Here is a 19576-nt window from a genome sequence, read left to right as displayed (position 1 = left end):
CCATTATAACAGAAATTATTTGTATTTGACCGACCCGCCGTTTACTGGGAATTCTGCTCCAGTGACATACGTCGCTTTATCAGAAGCTAAGAAGACAATCACATTGGCAATCTCTTCAGGTTTCCCAATCTCACCGCGCGGAATTTGACGGACTTCCTTCGCGAAGTAGCTGACCGCTTCCTCTCCTTCTTTATCGAACATATCACTAAGCATATCGACCATACCGCCTGGCTTATTCCACATCGTTGTACGAGTCGGACCTGGTGACACGACATTCACACGGATATCTCCGCCAAACTCATCTGATAAGGCTTGTGTCAGATTAAGAATAGCTGCTTTGCTGCCGCTGTAATCAATCGCAAACGAATCCGGCACGTGTCCGCTCTCAGATGCTACATTGACGATACTCGCCCCAGGCTGTTTCTTCAGTTCCGGAATAGCCGCTTTCGTTAATGCTACGACAGCAAATAAATTCGTCTCGAAAGTCTCTTTCCATATATCCAACGTTACATCCATGAAACTATCTTTATAGATGGCAATCCCCGCAACATTCGCTAGGATGTCAAGCTTTCCGAAATGAGAAACAGCCGCTTCGACCACTTTGTCAGCAGCACCTTCATCAGTCAGATCCAGCTCCAGTGGCAGGAAAGAAGAATGATCTGCAATATCTTTCACATTATCCAACGTCAAGCTGACACCGACAACTTTCGCTCCCTCTTTCAAAAATGCCTTCACTGTCTCCAAGCCGATACCATCATTGGCACCAGTCACGATTGCTACTTTGCCTTCTAAATTATAACTCATGGACTTCATCTCCTTTGATTCTTCACATAAGGAAATGTTCCCAGTCGAAGTTATAACCAAACATTTATCTCTCGCTTTGCTAAATGCAGTTTGCTAAATAAATTTATGTGGTTCTTCCCTTAAACTTCTTCAGCGTAGCTACAATAAGGAAGCTGACAATTACTAATAATAGCCATGAGCTCACCTTCCCTAAATGAACAAGGCTCCATGCTTCCGTTTGGTTCGGATATTCCCAAGCTCCGAAGAATGTTGCAATATTCTCAGCTACCCAGATAAAAAAGCCGATAAGTACAAAGGAAAGTACGAGCGGCATTTTATAACGAATTCCACCAACCTCGTAAGTAACCCATGCTCGCCAAAAGACGATAAGTACCAGCCCGGATAGAATCCACCGAATATCAATCCAGAAATGATGAAGGAAGAAATTCAAGTAAATAGCAGCTGCAAGTGGAACCACAACGAGATACGGGGGCCACTGAATAAGATCTACTTTAAGTCTTCTCCAAGCCTGGCAGAGATAACTCGCAACACTTGCGTACATGAAGCCGCTATACAAAGGAACGCCGAAGATTTTGAAGTGGCCTTCTTCGGGATAAGACCAGGAACCCATATGTACCTTGAACAATTCGAGCGCAAGACCAATAATGTGGAACACTGTAATCACTTTTAGTTCATCCCGTGTTTCTAGTCCGGAACGCAGCATCAGCCATTGCATCAGGAGACAGATAACTAGCAGCCAGTCATAGCGCGGCAGGAAGGGAAGCGGAATTACTTGAGTCAGAGCCAAAGAAGCAAAAATCACGACCGGAAACAAACATGATAATGCCTGATCCCAGCCAAAACGAACGAGCTGCGTTAATGCTCCCAGCATTCTTGAAGCTAATGTTCTCTTTTGGAATGCCGGTAATTCCTGTCCTGCATAGTAAGTCAGATTGCGATTTCTATACATAGCTTTATCCCTCCAGTACTTTCTTCCTCTTACCACATTTGCGCTACTTCATTACACTTCATCATTTTGGTATTCCAGTATATCTCCTGGCTGACAATCCAAAGCCTTACAAATAGCCTCTAACGTTGATATTCGAATTGCTTTTGCTTTTCCGTTCTTTAAGATAGATAGATTGGCCATCGTGATCCCAACCTTCTCGGACAGTTCGGTTACACTCATTTTTCTTTTTGCCAGCATTACATCTATATTTATAATTATCGCCATATTTCTCACCTCAGACCGTTAAGTCATTTTCTGATTTAATATCAATGGCATTTTTCAGCAGCTTTTGCAGGACAGCAGCAAAGATTGCTACTACTAACGGTGCGAAGATAAGTGCCATTCCTACTAAAATAAGTCCTGGAGCATCGTCTCTCTCTGCAACGACATAAATTAGCGGCAGAAGTATTACGTAAACAATACTGATAGTTATAGCGCAGTGTTTAATATTCTTTAATGCCTTAACAGACAAATCGGAAAAAGCTATATTTTTGTCAATATAACCAAGCAGGCGGAAAGACTGATATAGAGCTAGAAAATATGCCAATGCCGTTACATACAATCCAACCAAAGCAGGATATTTTAAAAATTCTACTTCCGGATAATAATCTGCCGAACCAAAAGCTATATTCGGAATTGCAAAAATACATATTGCAAGAACCGGCAATGCCATTAGAAAGACAGCCAGCTTTAAAAAGAGTGTTTCACGTTTCATAAGAGCACCTCACTTGAATTTCTTATTTATGATATTAATACATTATTTATCGTTTTACAATAAATAATTACTGTATAATAACGTTTTTTTATTGAAATAGACAAATAAAAAAGCATTCTCGGCAAGAAAGAATGCCTTATATGCTAAATTGGACCTTACGATATTTATAGGAAGTGAACAGTTCGGCTTATGCACCTTATTCCTTCTTATTAGTGCCTTCAGATATCAATCATCATTTTCTTGTTCAATTTTTAGTATTCTGCCGTTTTTGGCTAGTATCTCTACTTCATAAATCATTCCTTGTGCTGTCATAATGAATACCTCATAAACTAAAACACCATTTTCTAGGTCCATATCTACATGCATTACGCTTCCAGGTACTCTTTGAAGGGCTCTTTCTTGTGCTTGTTGCATTGTGATTCTTTGTCTCTGCATTGGTAATTGCTTGCTGTTATAAGAATAATCTTGATCCATAGGAATCTTCCTCCTCACGAAAGTTGAACTCATTTATTTTTATACAACTAACAAGTTTAATGTTCCTAAACTAAAGTCTACGTAAGAAAAAGCAGTAGATTCCTATTTCCCTTGTCTTTCTTTATTTTTTCACAAAAAAGAAGACGAACTTCAAAAGTTCGTCTTCTTCAAATAAATATTACGTTTATTAACCGATAGAACCTTCCATCTCGAATTTGATTATTTGCGCCTATTATATAGGAAGATAGAAGGTACTAAATAGCTTAAAACTAGCATTTTTAATAGGGTGTTTGGGATAGGATATTCTATGATGTTCTAGGTTGTTGGGCAATTGGTGGGCAGAACGTGGGCAAGCTCAGACCTCCTTAGGGAGGTCTTTTTTGTTTAACTCCACAGTATGCTTGCATTGACGGCATACTAAGATCACTGTGTGCATGTTGTGTTCGATATCAATCACTTTCTTCCTCTTGTACTTATAACCGCATTCGTGATACTCTTCATCAATCAGCACATTCATGATGCAAACCTTCCTTCCAATTTTTTCTCCGTGAAGTTATACTTTTAATAGCTGCTTAAGGAGGTAAACTATGGCACTCCGGAAAGGGAAGTGTCGTTTATCTTTAATCCTTACAGATCGCAGAATGAACCAGGCAGAGTTTGCAAGACGCATGGGAGTAACTGAAGGAACTGTGTCAAAGTGGAAATCAGGTACGAGTGAAATGAGATTTAACCATGCTGTACTTGCCGCGCGTATTCTTAATTGCTCAGCAGAAGATCTGTACGAATGGATTGAGTGCTAAACGGCAGAGGGTGATTGTAACCCTTCCCGGAGCGATACTTTCTCAATGAGAAAGTATTTCCTTTGTTATTACTATACAGGAATGTTATTCCATATTTAAGTTGTAAAATATGGAAATAAAAAAGGCCCCCACAAGGCCCTTATCTTAAATAAATATCAGATACTACAAATCCTTCTACAAATTCATCGTCCCCATCTCGCATAACTAAATCAGGCGAAAGGGTTATCTCAGCTTTTTTGTATATTTTTTCTCCAAATTCATTTGCTATTTCAACATTGTATAAAAGCGTGTATTTAGTTTTGTATGATTTGCCATCCCACAACTCAAGTGTTTCTTGATTATCCTGTATTATTTCATAATCACCTTTAACATTATGGAAGAGCTCTTTTTCAAATTCTTTAAAGTCATCAAAAGTGGCGTAGTCTTCAGCGTACACGTCGTGCCATAGATCGTATGAGTAAACTTGTGTGTCTTGTATTTCGGTTTCATCAATGGTTTCTAAATATTCATAATCAAAAACATCAATAAATCCTTCAGCTTCCCAATCTATATAATCGCTTGCTTCATCGCTTCCAGACTTGACTGCATCCATGTAATCTTCGGCAGTGCCTCTTGCACCACCTTCACCTTGCGCAGAGCTACATCCGACTAAGCAGAGCAATAATATGAGTCCAAATACCAACTGTTTCATAAGTACCCCCTAATACTATTTACCTAAATCATACCATTATAACCTTGCATTTTACAGCTGCTTTTTTACATGATTCTTCCAACTTAGCTTTCCTTGAGGCGGATATCGTGCACCATATTAACGTAGGCAGGTGCTTCTGAGATTCAAAAATCAATCTGGATAGTTCACTGTACCGCTTAATCTTTTCATAGTTAGACCTCATAGGCTGTGTATTATCGACCTCTACAAAATGTACTTCACCCTTTAAGTGATACATCGCATCCGGAATAAGCTTGTTCTGTCCCCATGTGACAGGGACCTCATTACGCCAGTCTCCAGGCATTCCGAGCTTAATGTACATCTCGTTACGCATAAGGGTATGTTTCATCTTACCTGTTCTCAATTCATCTTTTGTGCTTCCGATCGCATCTCTTCCTCGGGCAGCCACATAGTAAACCTTCTGTTCTGTCCTTTGGCTGCCAATCAGTTTATCTTGCTCCATCTCCTTTAGGATCCTGTGAGCATTACGATCTCCGCCCAGTTGCTCAATAAGCTGTAGCTGTTTACGGGTTGCAAAACCAAGGCTATCCAAAGTGGACAATATCTTTTCTTCGCGTAACCTTCTCTTCTCGGCCTGTAACATCTTCCATGTACCTCCCCAATTTTTCTTTTATCTCTTCGTCGCTGACATACGGTACCTGAATCTCCTGTCGCTCATGTGTCCGGTAAATTGCCCGGCCCACGTTGCTTATCTGTTCTGCTCCAGATTCATCGATAGCCACACGGCTGGCTACTTCAGTCGGTAGTCGAAAACTAATCTTAGCATCACTATTCTGCTTTACCTGTCGCGGCAGCGTGTCAGCTGTTGGATATTGCGTACAGAATATATTTCGGTACCCCATGGCACCTGCGATGCGTGTGATCTCTGACAGAGCTTGCTGGCAATACTGGTATACTTTCTTCTCGTCTTTGGTGTGGAAAGCAGATGGCGTTAATTCTGCGCCCTCATCGACTATGATGAAAGTCCTTCTTTTCAAATCAGTGTCCAGGATATTGGTGTATTCCTTTTCCCTGAACATCTTCATCCGCTGCCGCATCTCAGCAAGGATATGTTCAAATAGTTCGCCGGCTTCGTCTACTGAGCTGGCCACGCGTTTGATCTGCTTCATCCTTTCATATGGTCCAAACTCCAAGCCGCCTTTCATATCCACAATGTAGATTTCCGCATCATCAGGATGGTTTGAAATCAAGTGGGCAAGGATTAACTTCAGCAGCACTGTTTTACCCTGTCTCGTTGCTCCAGCGACCGTCATGTGAGGGACTTTATCAAAATCATGCGTCACCATTCCTGAAAGACCAACTCCGATTGGGAACGTCCAACCGTCACTCTGCTGCCAATTGTAAGCAATCCTTTTCGGTATGCTGCTTTTATACACTCTCACATGAAGCTTCCCATCAAAATACACATGCACAGGGCGGTCAAGCGTTTTCTCGAGCACAGGCTGCAGCTTTGAATCGTCTATCAATCCATACGGCACGTTGTAGACATACTCCTGATAATCGTCTTTCTTAATCGTCCGAATCAGTGAAGGGTCATAGTCCTTCACTCGGTATTTCAAATTGCGAAAAGCTTTTTTGATCTTATAACGGTCACTGTCAGGTGCGAACAATCTAGCCGCAATATAGCTGCAGCCGGCAATAGCAAATGCCATTTCAAACATATGCATCCCTCTTTTCGATTGCATATACGGTCGTATCTTCATGTGATGTATAGTCGTTTGTATATTCCGATGGGTTGATAGCAGGGATTGGACAAGGAAAAAGAGAAGATAAATTACAGGTCATCTTAGGAGCGAAGCAAGAAAGAAAATAAAGTTAAAAGAGAAGCGCTAAGATGAGAGTCTCCTAGATTCTAAGGTCGTGTATTCGATTGTATCTGCATTCGTATATGCGTTTCTAAGATTAGTATATCCATGGCACTCATATTTGATACCAAAAATCACAAATTAATTTGTGATAAATCCAAGGGTGATACGCATGAAGATGAAGCTAGAAGAGCATATTAAGCAGTCCGGATTCAAGAAAGCACACATTGCCAAAGAGCTTGGAGTGTCTGGCAATACACTTGCTAACTGGATATATAGCCGTAGCTATCCTCCTCTTGATAAAGCTGTCCAACTGGCAGCTATGTTAGGTGTGGACATAAAGGAAATTTACACGGATTAAGAAATTGTAAAAATGGAAAATAAATCACACCTCTCTAACCTTTTGTCCGATTATAAAGGTGAAGGGAGATGATCAGATTGATCAGACCAGAAATGTATTCAGAGTATTTATTAGTGAGGCAGAAGGTAGTTCATGACTTTATTGCGCACGAGGAAGGGTACGACTTAGAAAGAGCATTAGAATGGGATCACAGGTTTTTGAGGTTTACTGATGAGGAACGGAAGATGTTCGAAGAAATGTATATGGATCATGCTGCTTTAATCTTCGGTGATCATACTGCCAAATAAAAAAAGCCCCTCCAATTAAGGAGGGGTATTGTTATGCAAGAAGCTCTGCCCAAGTATTTATGCCGATGACAGCATCTCTCTTCAAGCCTTTGTCTCCTTGGAAATCTTTTGCGCCGGCAGCAGTATTGGAGCCGAAACCTCCATCCACGCCGCTGCCGTCTTTGTCCGTATCCTTACCGTTGATGTCGTACCCTTTGATATAAAGGATAGCTTGTATTAACCAAGTAATGTTTCCTTTAGCACCTTGCCGTACAGTAGGTAACGCTGCTTTCGTTTTCTTGCCGGGAATACCATCTACAGCTAGTCCAGCTTTATACTGCGTGTTCAATTCTTTTTGCAGACCCTTGTAAATTGCCTTGTTTGTTTCTGGTCCCGGGATGCCGTCCTCTGCTATTTTCAATCCGTAACGGTTGTTAAGAGTATCCTGAATCTTTTTGATGTTGCTCTTTCGTGTATTGGATGCAGTGGACGTTGCTGGCTTGCTTGTACTAGCTGAAGCTCCCTTAGCTTTAGCAAATTTAATCTTTGTACCAGGACGTAAATTGAGTGGATCTACATCATTCACTGCTATTAAATCCTCAACTGTTACGCCACCAGCGCCGTCACGGCCAGCAATGCTGTAAAGCGTGTCGCCTTCCTGAATTGTATATGTGTCCGGTACCGAATCAGATTTGTCACTAGAAGGTACATATGACCCTTGAATTGCTTTTTTATAATCAAACACGCAGCAAGCCTTCCAACTGTATCCTGGCATCTCGTTATGAGCCTTGTCGGTCTTACCAATCCCATCGGAAACCAGCGCGCCGTGTAGCTCCTTAATCGATCTAAGGGTTGGCTCATCCAATTTATCAGAACGATAATCTCCTGCAATACAGATACCAAGAGAGAATTTATTGCTGTTACCTACGTGATATGATTTCTTTCCGATTTCCTGCGCCCATACGATTCGCGCTCGATCTTTACCGTCCTTGCCTTTTACGATATTTTTCGGCTCAATTATGAAGTGGTATGCAACTCCTGGCCAGCCTAAGGAAACATGATAAGCCGCGAAACTGGCAGCATCTGAACCACCAGCAGTTTTTTTGGTTAAGCTATGATGCCAAACCCGTGTTGTTTTACTTGATGCACCATAATCAACATACTCCCCAGCTTCTTTTAGTCCTTCTCGTTTATCCACTAATTGTGTTAATCCTTGAAATTTGTAAGCCATATTATTTATCCCCTTTCGGTTTGTTGTAAGTCAAAACCTGCTGGCTGTCTCCGATACCTTTTGTGGTGTTATCCGGAATAGAGTTATAGACGCTGACTGCAACAGTGAACAGTACATATGGATTTCTGACTGCTTCAGCGAATACATTAAAAAGCGTCGGCCATGTTGTAAGGTCCTGCGCTGTCAGCCCTGCATATGCCAAGATTGGAACGAAAATTGCTAATGCTAGTTGAATGTAGAAATGAAAATTTGTGAAACGTACTTTCCAATTGATTTTCAAAGTGAACCTCTCCTTTTTCTGCATAATAAAAGCCCGCCAGATGGACCCGGTAGGCTTAACGTGTCATATATCCAATTAAAGCTTGAATTAAGGTGATAAGGGCACCAGCGCTGCCACCTATACCAATAGCTAATTTCCAGAAGTTCTGTTTATCCAGTAGCTTTAGTTCATGCTTACGATCCTGCGACCTGGTGTTGATCTCAATAAGAGTTTTGAACATCTTATCGTTCTGTTCGCGAAGATAAGTGTTGTCTTTTTCAGCCTTGGTGTTTCCGGCAGTGACCTGATCGGACAATTTATCCATTTGATCTTTTATTTCTGCTTGCCCCTGCTCCAGACTGGCAATTCTGCGCTCGTGATCATTTAGCAATTTTTCTTCCTCCATTTCTTTTCTCGCCCCCTTTTAATCTTTTCACCGCTGTCACCTCCTTCACAAAATAAAAAGCACCTCCAATTTGGAGATGCTTAAAATTAAAACACTATGTGATTTAAGCTATTTCTTCATTTCTTAATTCACTGTTCTTTTTTAATGCTGAAGCAATTTTCTTACCAAACTTTATTCCTGCGCCCTCCAAATATATAGATGACACCTTTGAAACGACAAATGTAGATATTATAGTTAATATAAGTACTACGAATGCATTATCTATGAGGCTAATGAATGAAAGTAAAATAATGAAATGTAACAAATACAGGCTATATGAAATATTACCCAACTCAATGAAAACTTTTTTATTGAGCATTTTGGATATTTTAGAGCTAGCCATGGAAACTGCAATAATAATACAACCAGCTGATGCCGTGAACCAATCTGAAACATATGGAGGTAAGAGACTGGAATAAGTGTACAGTAGTAATGCTAATATTGACACGGTACTGAAAGTTAATTTATTCAATCCTCTTAGTTTGTTAATTATATATTCGCGGTGCTTAGCCAACAAAGCGCCCATTATAAACATTAGGACATAGTGGAGTGTATCAAAATAATTAGTGTAATAATCAACTTTGTCAGCAAATACGTAATGAAGGCCAATGCCAGCAATCGACAATATTGTGCCTCCCAATATAACATGTGTTATTTTTTTATAAACCACAAAGTACATTAACAGAGGAAAAATAATATATATCCTCATTTCATGAACAAGACTCCATATTACTGGATTGAGTTGCTTTTGATCATACATCCCAATCAAGAAGATATGTTCAACTACAGAACCAAAGCTTAGAGATTTAGACCAGATATCCCCTTGCCCTTCAATAGTAAGAAAGCTTCTCGCAATTATCGCTATAACTAATGTGACTACAAATGGAATGTAAATTCTGAAAAACCTTTTAACAATAAATTCGGGATAACTAACTTTATTCCCTTTGATAAAGGGAAGTGACAGCACAAAGCCACTTAGAACAAAGAATATAATAACCGCCTCATTACCAGACCATAAAATCCTTAAAGGCGATTTTTCCAAAAACGAAAAATAGGCTGTTGAAGTGAAGCCTAATACTATTAACAAATGCAGTACAAATACTGCTAAAGCTGCAACTCCTCTAATGGAGTCCAATTCGTGGTACCTTTTCAAAATAGGTACCTCCTTATCTTTTCGGGCTAACTACCACACAATTCTTTTTCTTCCTACCTTAACCCCTTTAGGTTTCTTACCATCTTCTAATTCAGTTTGATTAATAGCCTCGAACTTCTTATCATTTAGTGATATTCCTATGAATAACCAGAATACGAGACCGAATATTCCTGTGAAACTGTTACCGGCTAAAAGACTGACAAATAAGCAAACTAACGTTAGATAAGCCAACCTGCTAAAAGGTTTTAGCGAATTATCATACACTAATGATTCCTTAATAACCCCTCTAATTTTAAAGAAAACGATAATTAAAAATGTTCCAAACACAACTCCAAAAGTATATATAATATCCAGGTAACCGTTATCGAAAACACTAGTTCCTCCACCGTCACTACCTAACTTAGTACCTACACCCGTGCCGCCTAAACCATACCCCAATGGATTAGATGCAATCGCATTTTGCAATGTACTCTGCAAAAAGCTAATCCTGGCATTGAACGATGTATCCTGACCTAAACTTTGGAATGAGTTGGCTCGACTTGCTATTATGTCCCCTCCTGGTAAGTGTGGTACTACCAAGAATAAGAAGGCTCCCATTGTTGCCATGAGGAATAAAGATTTAAATTTTTTCTTCTTAGATAGGATGAATACAGATGCAAGAAATGCTATCGCAACCATAATCCATGCTGAGCGAACAAGTGTTATTGCAAGTGCTGAGATGATAATAATGACTTTTAGAATTCCCCATCGACCGCTAAACTGGTTGTCAGATAATTGAGCAACTAGCACTGCACCCAAGAAAAGGGCTGTAACTCCCGGAGCATTTAATGTCGAAAACATCCTAACTTCTAAAGGTAGCGGACGGCCGATTGAATTCATTTCAACACTTTGCATCCAAAAAGCATCCCACGGTGGAACGAACAGAAATTGAATCCATCCATATATTGAAACCAGTACAGCCATTGAAACCAATCTATTAATCCACTTAACTCGTGTTTCATTAGAAGGGTTTTTAATGAGAATGTACAAAAGGATAGTTACTGGAGCAAAATATGCTAGAAATTGATAAAGTGCTGCTGTTCCATTGTTTAGAACTCCATATAATAATCCGTATCCAACTACAACAAGAAACGATACCATTAAATATTTTTGTTTCTTAGTAATGCGATATTTACTCCCTAAAAGCGGTACGAACAGTATGAAGCATGCGACATAAGGAGCAACAATAATTAGTGATGTATCTGAATACGCTCCCGTGAGCCAGTCACATATTCTCCGAAAGAATGGTGCCAAAATCCAAACATAAAATACCGCAGGGATTATTCGATGTGATCCTTTTATACAATAAAATAAAGTGGGAATTAGTAAGATTGCTGTGAAAAATAATTCAATCAACATTTTTTGATTGTATAAAGAGATTACCGGTATCGCTGTACCAAAAAACACGCTGACTGCCAAAATAATAAAAGCTAGAAAAAACTTATTATTTATTAACCTAGAATTCAATAAAAAACACACCCCTTTTTATATGATTAAATATTACCATATATTGAAAAAGAGGTGTCCCTTTATTTTGCTTATATAACGTAATTATCCATAACGTCTATCGCATTTTTAAAAAAATCTAGGGTTTTCAGATAATCATAGGCTTGTTCATATAAATTTCTAGAGTCAATTAAATCATAAGAAAACGAATGACTATTGTTTCCCGTCCTTAAAGGAGCAATACCTTCTTCAGCTGCTTCTTTCGATATATAAAAATTTATCGTAAAAGAAAATTGATGCTTGTCTCCATTAAAGTTTGTTATTTTACCGTAGGCATTAGAAATCGTAATGCCGTCTGTTGTAGTAATCGTCATTGTCAAAGCCATAACTAAACCTCCAATCATTTAATTTTAGCCATTGAGAAATAAACAGACTGATTTTGGTTTGAGCTAACAATATCAGCATTAGTTGCTCCATTTGGCTTAGCAAATATCTCAACGTAATCCCCTGCATTCAAATTGATTGTAGATGTACCTGATGCCATATTTCCTGTTCCATGGTATATCTTTTTGTACTCATTTCCGTTTCTTCTGATTGCTAAGATCATATCATTGGTTGCACCTAAATAAATTGCCGCTGAAACGATATATACGCCTGATTTGGTACAAGTGAACCGTGAGTTTTGAATATCATATTCACCAAGTGTGTCATATTCTTCAACTCTATAATTGACTTTAGTCCATTCCACGGAAGGGAAATGTTGAGTTGCATTAGCGTATGCATTAAACTTTGATACAACCGGTGCTTCTTCTTCCCCGTTTATAAACACTTTTCTTCCGCCAGTTGGAGAATAATAAAACTCTTTCGCCAATCCATTAAGAGCTGTATCAATATAAATAGGATGGTTGTGGTAAGAGTTTACTCGAATAAGGAATGGCGAATTTGGATTAGGTCTAGTGGTTTCCGTTCTTACTTTAATTTCTACAGGACCGAAATTGACCATATCCGTAGTAATACACGCATTTGATGAGGTCGTTCCGGTTGCCCACGCCCAGTAACCACCTATAAATCGAGCTTGACCTATCGCTCTACATTTAATCATGCCCTCGCTAACGAACTCAATCGGAGAATCAATAAGAGTAAGACCCGCAATTCCATCATTCGTGGTGGTTTCCTCTTGATAAATGCCCCATTTAGAAAATCCAAGGTGTGTTCTCAGCACTGTAGTGTTAACTACACTGTAATTAGAAGGAAAATATAAACTCGATTCAACATTCCCGTCCAAATTGCTGTCTTCAAAGTAATGATCATGATGAGTATCTTTTCCGAAACCTACCGCATGATTGTTACCTGTAAGATATGACTTATGATTTGATATGTGGTCACTAAAAGCACCATTCATTTGTCCGATATTAAAACCCATTACAATGCATCCATCAAGTTTACCGGTGTGTACATATTGTGATGAGTCAGTAGGTACCGCTTCTGGGTTTGAGAATTCAACTCCAATACCTTTCTTATTCAATCCCACTACAGCAGTAAATCGTAGTTCACTTCCGCCTTTTTTGAAATGGAGCAAACTTTCTAAGGAGTTTTGAGCTTCTTCAGAAGCAACCTTTATTACACTCCCGAATACCGCCATACTGTTTGGTACCCGATACCAGCCAAGACCCTCTACAATAATCTGCCTATTAAAGGCCAACTTCCTTGATAAATAGTAAACTTTTGCCTCGAGTTTTAGGATTGCTCCATTAGGGATATCGGCTGCAGCTCGTTCAAAGCTACCATTGTCGTCTGTTTCACCTTGGAGCCTTGGATAGTTAGCCATAGGCACTTTAATTGCTGAATAGATAACATTAATTTCATTACTTTTCTTCTGCAATGCATTTGTATTTGTTTCTATCCCGCCATTTAACTTATCGTAGTCAGAATTCAAGCGGGCGCTTGCCGTTGCATGTTCTTCTCCATCTGCATCATATCTCATATCCACCACTTCAGAAGGCTGAGGATTGTTTCTGATTAAGTTATCTACTCTTCCAGTCTGGTAATCTGATGCTGTTTTTGCTTGATCCGCTACATCCGCAGTTTCTTCCATGCTCTTTGCAAAGGACTCCCTTACATCTACTCCAAATATTTTTGTACGAACATCGTTTGCAAGTTGCTTAATCTTATCAGGTATTGCCATTTGTTGTTCCTCCTTCCAAAGCTGTTATTCTTTCGTTCATCTGATTAAGATCAACAGGATTCACAACGGAAATAAGCTGCAGTTTTTTCTGCAGCTCTTCTAATGTTGTTTTGATTAGATCTAAATCAATTAATTGCTTAGCTGAGATTAAGTCAAGCTTTGCTTTATCAGTAGCAGGCATAAGCCCTGATGTATTGGGCGTTGCATCTCCATAAAGAGGAATGCCTTCTATTGCTGAATTAAGGTCATATATTGCCTCATTTAGATTTACTATTGCTTGGTTCATTCCAGGCAAATCATTGTCAATGATTGCTTGGTTTATTTGTACAACACTTTCGTTAACAGCTTTCACTTCTGCCGACAGCGTTCCTATACGCTGTGACTGAGCACCTACCTGTGACTGTATTTGAGCAATGTTCCTCGCTGCCTTTGCATTATCTGCTTGGATTTGGTGCAGCTGTTTGAACTTGTCACCTATGGTAAGGTCATTTCCTTCAGGACCATTGATGTCAATCGACTTCCCAATGATACGCAAGTCCTCGTTTATATTCATGATTGGATTATATACAGGGTGACTGTTTCCGACCTCAAAGCTGTCTATAGCTTTATTAATCAGCGATAAATCCACAGCATTCAATGTATATTGAGCTAGAAAAGTCTTTTGACTTTCCAAATACTCCTGTCCTTTGCTTTTGAGAATATTCGGATCTGTGACATCATCGAAGGTTACTGATCCACCTTTTATATCGTATTCATCAATAAGTGCATATCCATCAAGATATGGAAGTCCGTTGTTTACTGATTCAATTGTTATCCTTGCTTCAGATGCATCTGTAGCAGTGTCGTCCTCTGATTCAATTCTTGCTCCAAGTACTGTAAGCCGCGTAATGATACTGGTCAGGTCTACTTGCTTCGTAATACTCTTGAGATTCTTTGATAAGCGAATAGGCGTGTTCTTTTTTAACTCTCCTATTCGCACCATATAGTCCAGGTATCGGATGCCATCCGCTTTACGTATTTGCAGTTCTCCACCCAATCGATCAAGAAGCTTATCCTTGATGGTATCAAAAGTGGACTGTTCTGCACTTGTGTAGTAATAGACGTAATCGTTTGGATCCGTTACAGTTACCTGTCCCAGCCTAAAATGTTTGTAATCCTCGACCTGACTATTATGGTAGTTGAGTATTTCCTGTAGAAAGGTTGTGGGTGATCCCCGATATTCCCGATGCTTCTGCTGGCTGTCATGTAAATACCCAAGTTCGCCCTCGCAAGTAAAGGCTGCATTGACAACACCTGAATCCTCCATCTCTTCATTCGGCTGGAGGACACGTCCTTCAAAGTCATACCGACCTGTCTTGAGGTTCAAGACATTGATCAGTGTTTTGAATGGGCGTATCTTGCCATATCCCGGATTGCTCGGATAAATCTGAAAATTAAAAGAGTCGATCAAGTTAATTTCTTTAGCGATCGACCCTGTAGGTAATTTAATACTATTTACTTTTGGGTGATGAATAACTGTTGCCACACCATCATTTATTGCAGTGACTTTGTACATCACAACATCTCCTTGTAATACACAAACTCAATGGTTCCAGTACCCGTAATTGTAATCAAGTTGTCTCCGGATTCCAGTGTGAAATCATCGCTCCTATTCCTACCTGCGGGCACCTCTAATGTAATAGCTCCTTTACGCAAGGACATTGCAGATGATGTGATAATTTCAGGTATTACATCCGGCGTTCCTACATTCAAGAGATTCACCATCAAGCTGCGATTGACATCAAAACGTACTTGCTGAGCAACGTCCAATTCAAAATTGAATTCATCCCATATATCGTGTCCTTCTGGCCGGGTACCAATCATAAACGGGTATGCTGTGAAGTTAGCTGTAAGGATACCCGTGCGCCAGTCATCTTGAAAGCTTGCACCCTGATCAAGTTCCGCTAGAAAATAGTAGCCTGGGTAGTCGTCATCAAGTAGAGGTTGCTTCCCAGGTGAATTCGCTAACCAGTTTAGCAGCCTCGTGCGAGTCGCAATGAGAGCATTCCTCGAGGGGTTGCCCTCATTCACGATATTTATTGGATACGTCAAGGACCGCGATGAATATGTCTGCGAACCATACAACTCACTGAAATCATATGAGCTGTTACTGAATGGAACAGTAATCAATTTCTTCTGTTTTTCGGCAATACCTATTTCCTTATCCGGAGATATTGTATAGCCGAAATCCTTAAAGGAGTGTTTACCCATGAATGCGATACCTGACATCATGTAGCAAGTCCCCTTTCGGCTGAGGACAGTTTATTTAATCCGTGCCTATCTACCTGATCTGATACCAACTTACCATCCAAATAAGTATTTGTATCTTTTGCTAGGATATTATTAAGCACGCCTTTAACCTGTCTTAATTCACGCACAACTTTATCAAACTCATTTCTGTTATCAATAGTTACAGCACCTGTATTTTGCTCTCTGCTCGGCACTCTTACACGACTAACCGCATATCGAGCAAACATGTCCAGGCTATTTGTTACATTGGATGCAGCCGCCAATGTACCGGTAGCGTAACCAGGATAATCCTTCTCTGCTGCGCGCGCCATCCTCATTGATTCGCCATGAGGAATTATTTGAGCTCCTCGAGGAACATACATAAGTTCCTTACCTTGTTCACCTACCCAGTTCAAACCGTTGGCAGTATGCATAAGCTCTTTTCCTTGCTCTCCAACCCAAGCCATGCCTCCAGGTGCATACCTTGTACCTCCAGCAAATCCGAGCCAATCACCTACTTTTCCAACAGCACCTTTTACTTTTGCCCAAATTGTCACCGTCTTGTCTACATCCTTGCCAGCCTCATCTGAGATGGACTTCGCTTTTCCATAATCTGTTACTTCAACTTTTTTCATGGTGCCTCTGGCTGTCTCATCACTTATTATCTTGGCATCTTCATAGCCATCTCCGGTAAATCTGATATCTTTTGCCTCGGATTTACTTAGAGTGTCTGACATCTGACCTGCCTCTTTACGACCGGCACTAATCTTTCCGTTCACTGCATCCTGCTCACCTTGAATTTCTTGGATGGAGGATTTTGTATCCTTGTATTTCTGTATAGAGGAATTAAGATTTTCTAATTCCGTTCGCTGTTTATCATTTAAGCCTCCTTGCTCATTACTAATGTTAATTAGTTCATTGCGCTTATTAATGGATTTTTCTATGGATTGATCTAACTGGGTAATTCCCTCTGCTCCTTTTGCATTGATGCCTGCTTGAGCAAGCTGTAAATTAATCATTTCTCCATATATCTGTTGTGTCTTTTCAAGCTCTTCCTGGCTCTTCTGCAAGGAAGTCTGCTTTCCCTGAATCTCTTCAGCTATCTTCGCAACTTGTTTACCCTTTTGATCAACTAACGCTTCTTGCGTTGTAATTTGTGTGCCTAATTGGAACGCAATGCCTTCCTCACCCGCAGCATACGCTTCTTGCTGCTGTTTCTTAAGCTGGTTCAAATTGTATTGTTCTGCTGCTTCTTCCACGCGCGTATTGTTAAATTCAATGATTTTAGCATTAAGATCTTCTCGAGCTTTTATCTCATCCCTGATATTCTCATCAACTTTTGCGTCTGCTTTAGCCTTTTGTGTTTCAAGTTCTAACATCAATTGTTCACGCATGACCTCGTTTGCTTCTTGTAATTGGTCAGTATTCTCGATTATGGATTGACCTTTATCCGAAAACGCTTGGCTAGTTTCCGGAGTCTGGGAAATTATCTCATCGTTTAGCTCTAGCATCTTTGATAGTTCGCCGTTCGTAAGACCCGACTTTTCCTGTAATCCTGCAGCTTCATCTTTTAACCTTGCAATTTCGTCAGCTGAAGAAGCCGTTTTCAACTCTGCCTGTATATCTCGGAATCTCAAAAGCTGTTCATTGGTCAACTGGTTTTGATTGCGAAGCTCTTCGTATTTAACAATCATCCCCTCAAAAGATTGCTGCTGCTCGAGAAGAGACTTAGCGTGATCAAGGTTAACCTCTTTACTCTTTTCTACCGATTGAGTTACGGCATAAACTCCACCACCGAGAAGTGCAAGAGCACCGACAGTTATGCCAACGGGTCCTGTTGCAAATGTAGCTAAAGTAGCCCCTAAACCAGCTGTACCACCTAATGCTCCAATTAAAGTGCCTCCGACTGTAATCAAGCCCCCGATCCCCTGCGCCAAACCTCCTATGCCCATCAAAGCAGGCCCGGCTGCTGCCGTAATGCCAGCAATAGTTATTATAGAAGTTTGCATCTCTGGGGAAAGGTTACTAAAAGCATCGGTCATGCCTCCAACCATGTCGACAACGCGAGGCATGACATCTTCTGCGATATCAAGAAGTTCTTCGCCCACCGGTAAAAGCTCTTCTTGCAAATCACGCCACACTTTCAATGCCTCTGTTCCGAAGTTATTACGCATAGCGTCTCCAGCTTTTTTCGTGGCTCCCTCTACATCTCCAAGCATATCCTTAGTTGGATCTAGCGAAGAAATGACTTTTGATTCTAAGTCTTCAAATTGTGTCCCGAAGAGAGCAACACCAGCAATATTTCTTTTCACTGGATCTTCGACTGATGCAAGAGCAGTGACAGTAGCCATGAATGCTCTTTCTCCATCCTCGCCTCCCTTAGCGATAGCTTGAGCCATTTCATCGGCATTAAGACCAATAGCTTTGAATCCGTCAGCAGTCGTTTTAGAACCGTCCTTGGCTTTGATATTAAACTCCTTGACTGCGTCTCCAACCTTGTCCATATTGAAAGCGCCGTTTTGTGCACCTTGAACAAGGATATTAAACATCCCCTCCACACTTATGCCTGCTGCTTTAAATTGAGGGCTGTATTCGTTGATGGTATCAAGCAAGTCATTGGAGTAATCACCAGTCTTCTGCGCTGCCACAGTGACATAATCAAAAGCCTTCACACCATCCACACCAAAGTTATCTACTAGTGATTTAGCTGATCGAATACTTTCTTTTACGTCATACTCAAAAGCTCTTTGAAGATCCAATGCACCAATAGCTACATTCTCAAGTTGTTCGTTCGATAATCCTTTAAGTAAAGTGTCAGCTGTACGAATAGCGTTAGATGCTTCAGATACGTTATTAGCTACTGCGTCTTTCCACAATCCCTTACTAATACCGGCTAATTCTTCAGCTCTGTCCGCAGTCGTACCCATTTGAGCTTGTATTTTTCCTGCTGCTCCATCGAATTCCAAAGCAGCATTTACACTAGCCGCTCCAAAACCGACTATAGGAGTAGTTACACCGACTGTCATGTTCCTACCGGTACCGAACATTTTTTGTCCGGCTGAGTGAATCTTATCCCCTGCAGCACTTACATCCTGACTAAGCTGATTCCAAGGATTTGATTGTTCCTTAATCTCTGCTGTTAGTGCATCCATCCGAGTTTGTGTTCTGGTGATCTGACCCGCAACATTGTTATATTGCGCAGCTAGCTTTTTTGTTTCATCAGCATCAACACCCTTAACACGAACACTCTCATCATATCGCTTTTTAATTTCAGCAAGCTTCTGCTGCTGCACTGTTAAAGTCCTAGAAAGAATATCAGACTGTTGCTTCATGCCGGACATGCTGTTCTCGTATTCCTTGCCGCTCGCTTTGACCATATTCATTTCTGACTTTAATTGACGGAGATCAGCAGCCATTGACTTAGCTGACCGGGTAAACTGGGCATCCTCCATGGACACCTTGGTCCGTAAAGCAGCAATTTCTTCAGCCACGAATAGACCCCCCCTTACAAAATCGATTCAATAGAAACCTGTGGCTCTTCGAAAAGCTCAAAAAAGAAAAAGATATCCATCTCGTCAACTTCGGAAATAGACATCCCTTCACTCAT

21 protein-coding genes are annotated in these 19576 nt (G+C 40.5%); 3 read left to right on the top strand and 18 right to left on the bottom strand.

Going from position 1 to position 19576, the window contains the following annotated elements:
* Positions 1-15: 15 nt before the first annotated feature.
* The 5 genes from AE2B122_RS15850 to AE2B122_RS15830 form a co-directional block, all read right to left on the bottom strand.
* Positions 16-804 (bottom strand): SDR family NAD(P)-dependent oxidoreductase, encoded by a 789-nt coding sequence (locus AE2B122_RS15850; RefSeq protein WP_095268570.1) that lies wholly within the window; start codon positions 802-804, stop codon positions 16-18.
* Between the two features lie 103 nt (positions 805-907).
* Positions 908-1672 (bottom strand): DUF817 domain-containing protein, encoded by a 765-nt coding sequence (locus AE2B122_RS15845; protein WP_175074717.1) that lies wholly within the window; start codon positions 1670-1672, stop codon positions 908-910.
* Between the two features lie 132 nt (positions 1673-1804).
* Positions 1805-2017, bottom strand: coding sequence for a helix-turn-helix transcriptional regulator (locus AE2B122_RS15840; RefSeq protein WP_095268569.1), 213 nt, complete (start codon positions 2015-2017; stop codon positions 1805-1807).
* 10 nt (positions 2018-2027) lie between these two features.
* The gene (locus AE2B122_RS15835) at positions 2028-2507 is read right to left on the bottom strand and encodes a DUF2975 domain-containing protein (RefSeq protein WP_095268568.1); all 480 of its coding nucleotides are present in this window, start codon (positions 2505-2507) and stop codon (positions 2028-2030) included.
* 225 nt (positions 2508-2732) lie between these two features.
* A complete protein-coding gene (locus AE2B122_RS15830) occupies positions 2733-2981 on the bottom strand; it encodes a PepSY domain-containing protein (protein WP_175074677.1) in 249 nt (82 codons plus the stop codon).
* A gap of 587 nt (positions 2982-3568) precedes the next feature.
* Between AE2B122_RS15830 and AE2B122_RS15825 the strand changes: the two genes are divergently transcribed.
* Positions 3569-3781 carry a helix-turn-helix transcriptional regulator gene (locus AE2B122_RS15825; protein WP_175074676.1) on the top strand — a complete coding sequence of 71 codons (213 nt, stop codon included), beginning with the start codon at positions 3569-3571 and terminating at the stop codon, positions 3779-3781.
* 139 nt (positions 3782-3920) lie between these two features.
* On the opposite strand, the gene AE2B122_RS15820 is transcribed toward AE2B122_RS15825, so the two are convergent.
* The 3 genes from AE2B122_RS15820 to AE2B122_RS15810 are packed head-to-tail and all read right to left on the bottom strand — an operon-like array spanning position 3921 to position 6172.
* Positions 3921-4472 carry a hypothetical protein gene (locus AE2B122_RS15820; RefSeq protein WP_175074675.1) on the bottom strand — a complete coding sequence of 184 codons (552 nt, stop codon included), beginning with the start codon at positions 4470-4472 and terminating at the stop codon, positions 3921-3923.
* Between the two features lie 28 nt (positions 4473-4500).
* Positions 4501-5094 (bottom strand): replication-relaxation family protein, encoded by a 594-nt coding sequence (locus tag AE2B122_RS15815; RefSeq protein WP_175074674.1) that lies wholly within the window; start codon positions 5092-5094, stop codon positions 4501-4503.
* Positions 5036-6172 carry an FtsK/SpoIIIE domain-containing protein gene (locus AE2B122_RS15810; protein ID WP_175074673.1) on the bottom strand — a complete coding sequence of 379 codons (1137 nt, stop codon included), beginning with the start codon at positions 6170-6172 and terminating at the stop codon, positions 5036-5038. The genes AE2B122_RS15815 and AE2B122_RS15810 overlap by 59 nt, the downstream gene beginning before the upstream one ends.
* Positions 6173-6488: 316 nt before the next feature.
* On the opposite strand from AE2B122_RS15810, the gene AE2B122_RS15805 reads away from it, so the two are divergent.
* Together AE2B122_RS15805 and AE2B122_RS15800 are read left to right on the top strand one after the other, a co-directional pair.
* On the top strand, positions 6489-6677 hold the full coding sequence (locus AE2B122_RS15805; protein WP_175074672.1) for a helix-turn-helix transcriptional regulator: 189 nt from the start codon (positions 6489-6491) through the stop codon (positions 6675-6677).
* Positions 6678-6745: 68 nt separating this feature from the next.
* Entirely contained in the window at positions 6746-6964 is a 219-nt protein-coding gene (locus tag AE2B122_RS15800; RefSeq protein ID WP_175074671.1) for a hypothetical protein, read from the top strand.
* Between the two features lie 31 nt (positions 6965-6995).
* Here the strand turns inward: AE2B122_RS15800 and AE2B122_RS15795 are convergent, their stop codons facing one another.
* From AE2B122_RS15795 to AE2B122_RS15750, 10 genes are all read right to left on the bottom strand, one after another.
* Complete coding sequence (locus AE2B122_RS15795) at positions 6996-8174, bottom strand: peptidoglycan-binding protein (protein ID WP_175074670.1); 1179 nt, start codon at positions 8172-8174, stop codon at positions 6996-6998.
* 1 nt (position 8175) lies between these two features.
* Positions 8176-8454 carry a phage holin gene (locus AE2B122_RS15790; RefSeq protein ID WP_254593536.1) on the bottom strand — a complete coding sequence of 93 codons (279 nt, stop codon included), beginning with the start codon at positions 8452-8454 and terminating at the stop codon, positions 8176-8178.
* Positions 8455-8509: 55 nt separating this feature from the next.
* Entirely contained in the window at positions 8510-8824 is a 315-nt protein-coding gene (locus AE2B122_RS15785) for a hypothetical protein (RefSeq protein ID WP_175074668.1), read from the bottom strand.
* A 118-nt stretch (positions 8825-8942) separates the two neighbouring features.
* Positions 8943-10031, bottom strand: a complete 1089-nt coding sequence (locus tag AE2B122_RS15780; protein ID WP_175074667.1) for an acyltransferase — start codon at positions 10029-10031, stop codon at positions 8943-8945.
* Positions 10032-10061: 30 nt separating this feature from the next.
* Entirely contained in the window at positions 10062-11537 is a 1476-nt protein-coding gene (locus AE2B122_RS15775; RefSeq protein WP_175074666.1) for an O-antigen ligase family protein, read from the bottom strand.
* A 71-nt stretch (positions 11538-11608) separates the two neighbouring features.
* Positions 11609-11902: a hypothetical protein gene (locus AE2B122_RS15770; protein WP_175074665.1), complete on the bottom strand. Its 294-nt coding sequence runs from the start codon at positions 11900-11902 to the stop codon at positions 11609-11611.
* 14 nt (positions 11903-11916) lie between these two features.
* Positions 11917-13701 carry a hypothetical protein gene (locus AE2B122_RS15765; protein ID WP_175074664.1) on the bottom strand — a complete coding sequence of 595 codons (1785 nt, stop codon included), beginning with the start codon at positions 13699-13701 and terminating at the stop codon, positions 11917-11919.
* Positions 13688-15256 (bottom strand): phage tail spike protein, encoded by a 1569-nt coding sequence (locus AE2B122_RS15760; RefSeq protein WP_175074663.1) that lies wholly within the window; start codon positions 15254-15256, stop codon positions 13688-13690. Before AE2B122_RS15760 ends, AE2B122_RS15765 begins: the two co-directional genes overlap by 14 nt.
* Complete coding sequence (locus AE2B122_RS15755) at positions 15256-15972, bottom strand: phage tail protein (RefSeq protein WP_254593535.1); 717 nt, start codon at positions 15970-15972, stop codon at positions 15256-15258. Before AE2B122_RS15755 ends, AE2B122_RS15760 begins: the two co-directional genes overlap by 1 nt.
* A complete protein-coding gene (locus tag AE2B122_RS15750; RefSeq protein WP_175074662.1) occupies positions 15969-19460 on the bottom strand; it encodes a phage tail tape measure protein in 3492 nt (1163 codons plus the stop codon). The genes AE2B122_RS15755 and AE2B122_RS15750 overlap by 4 nt, the downstream gene beginning before the upstream one ends.
* Positions 19461-19576 lie beyond the last annotated feature (116 nt).

This window comes from Terribacillus sp. AE2B 122 (genome assembly GCF_902497585.1).
In the GTDB taxonomy this organism is placed as follows: Bacteria; Bacillota; Bacilli; order Bacillales; family Amphibacillaceae; genus Terribacillus; species Terribacillus saccharophilus_A.
Note: the sequence above shows the minus strand (reverse complement) of the source record. Positions and strands in the feature narration are given on the sequence as shown.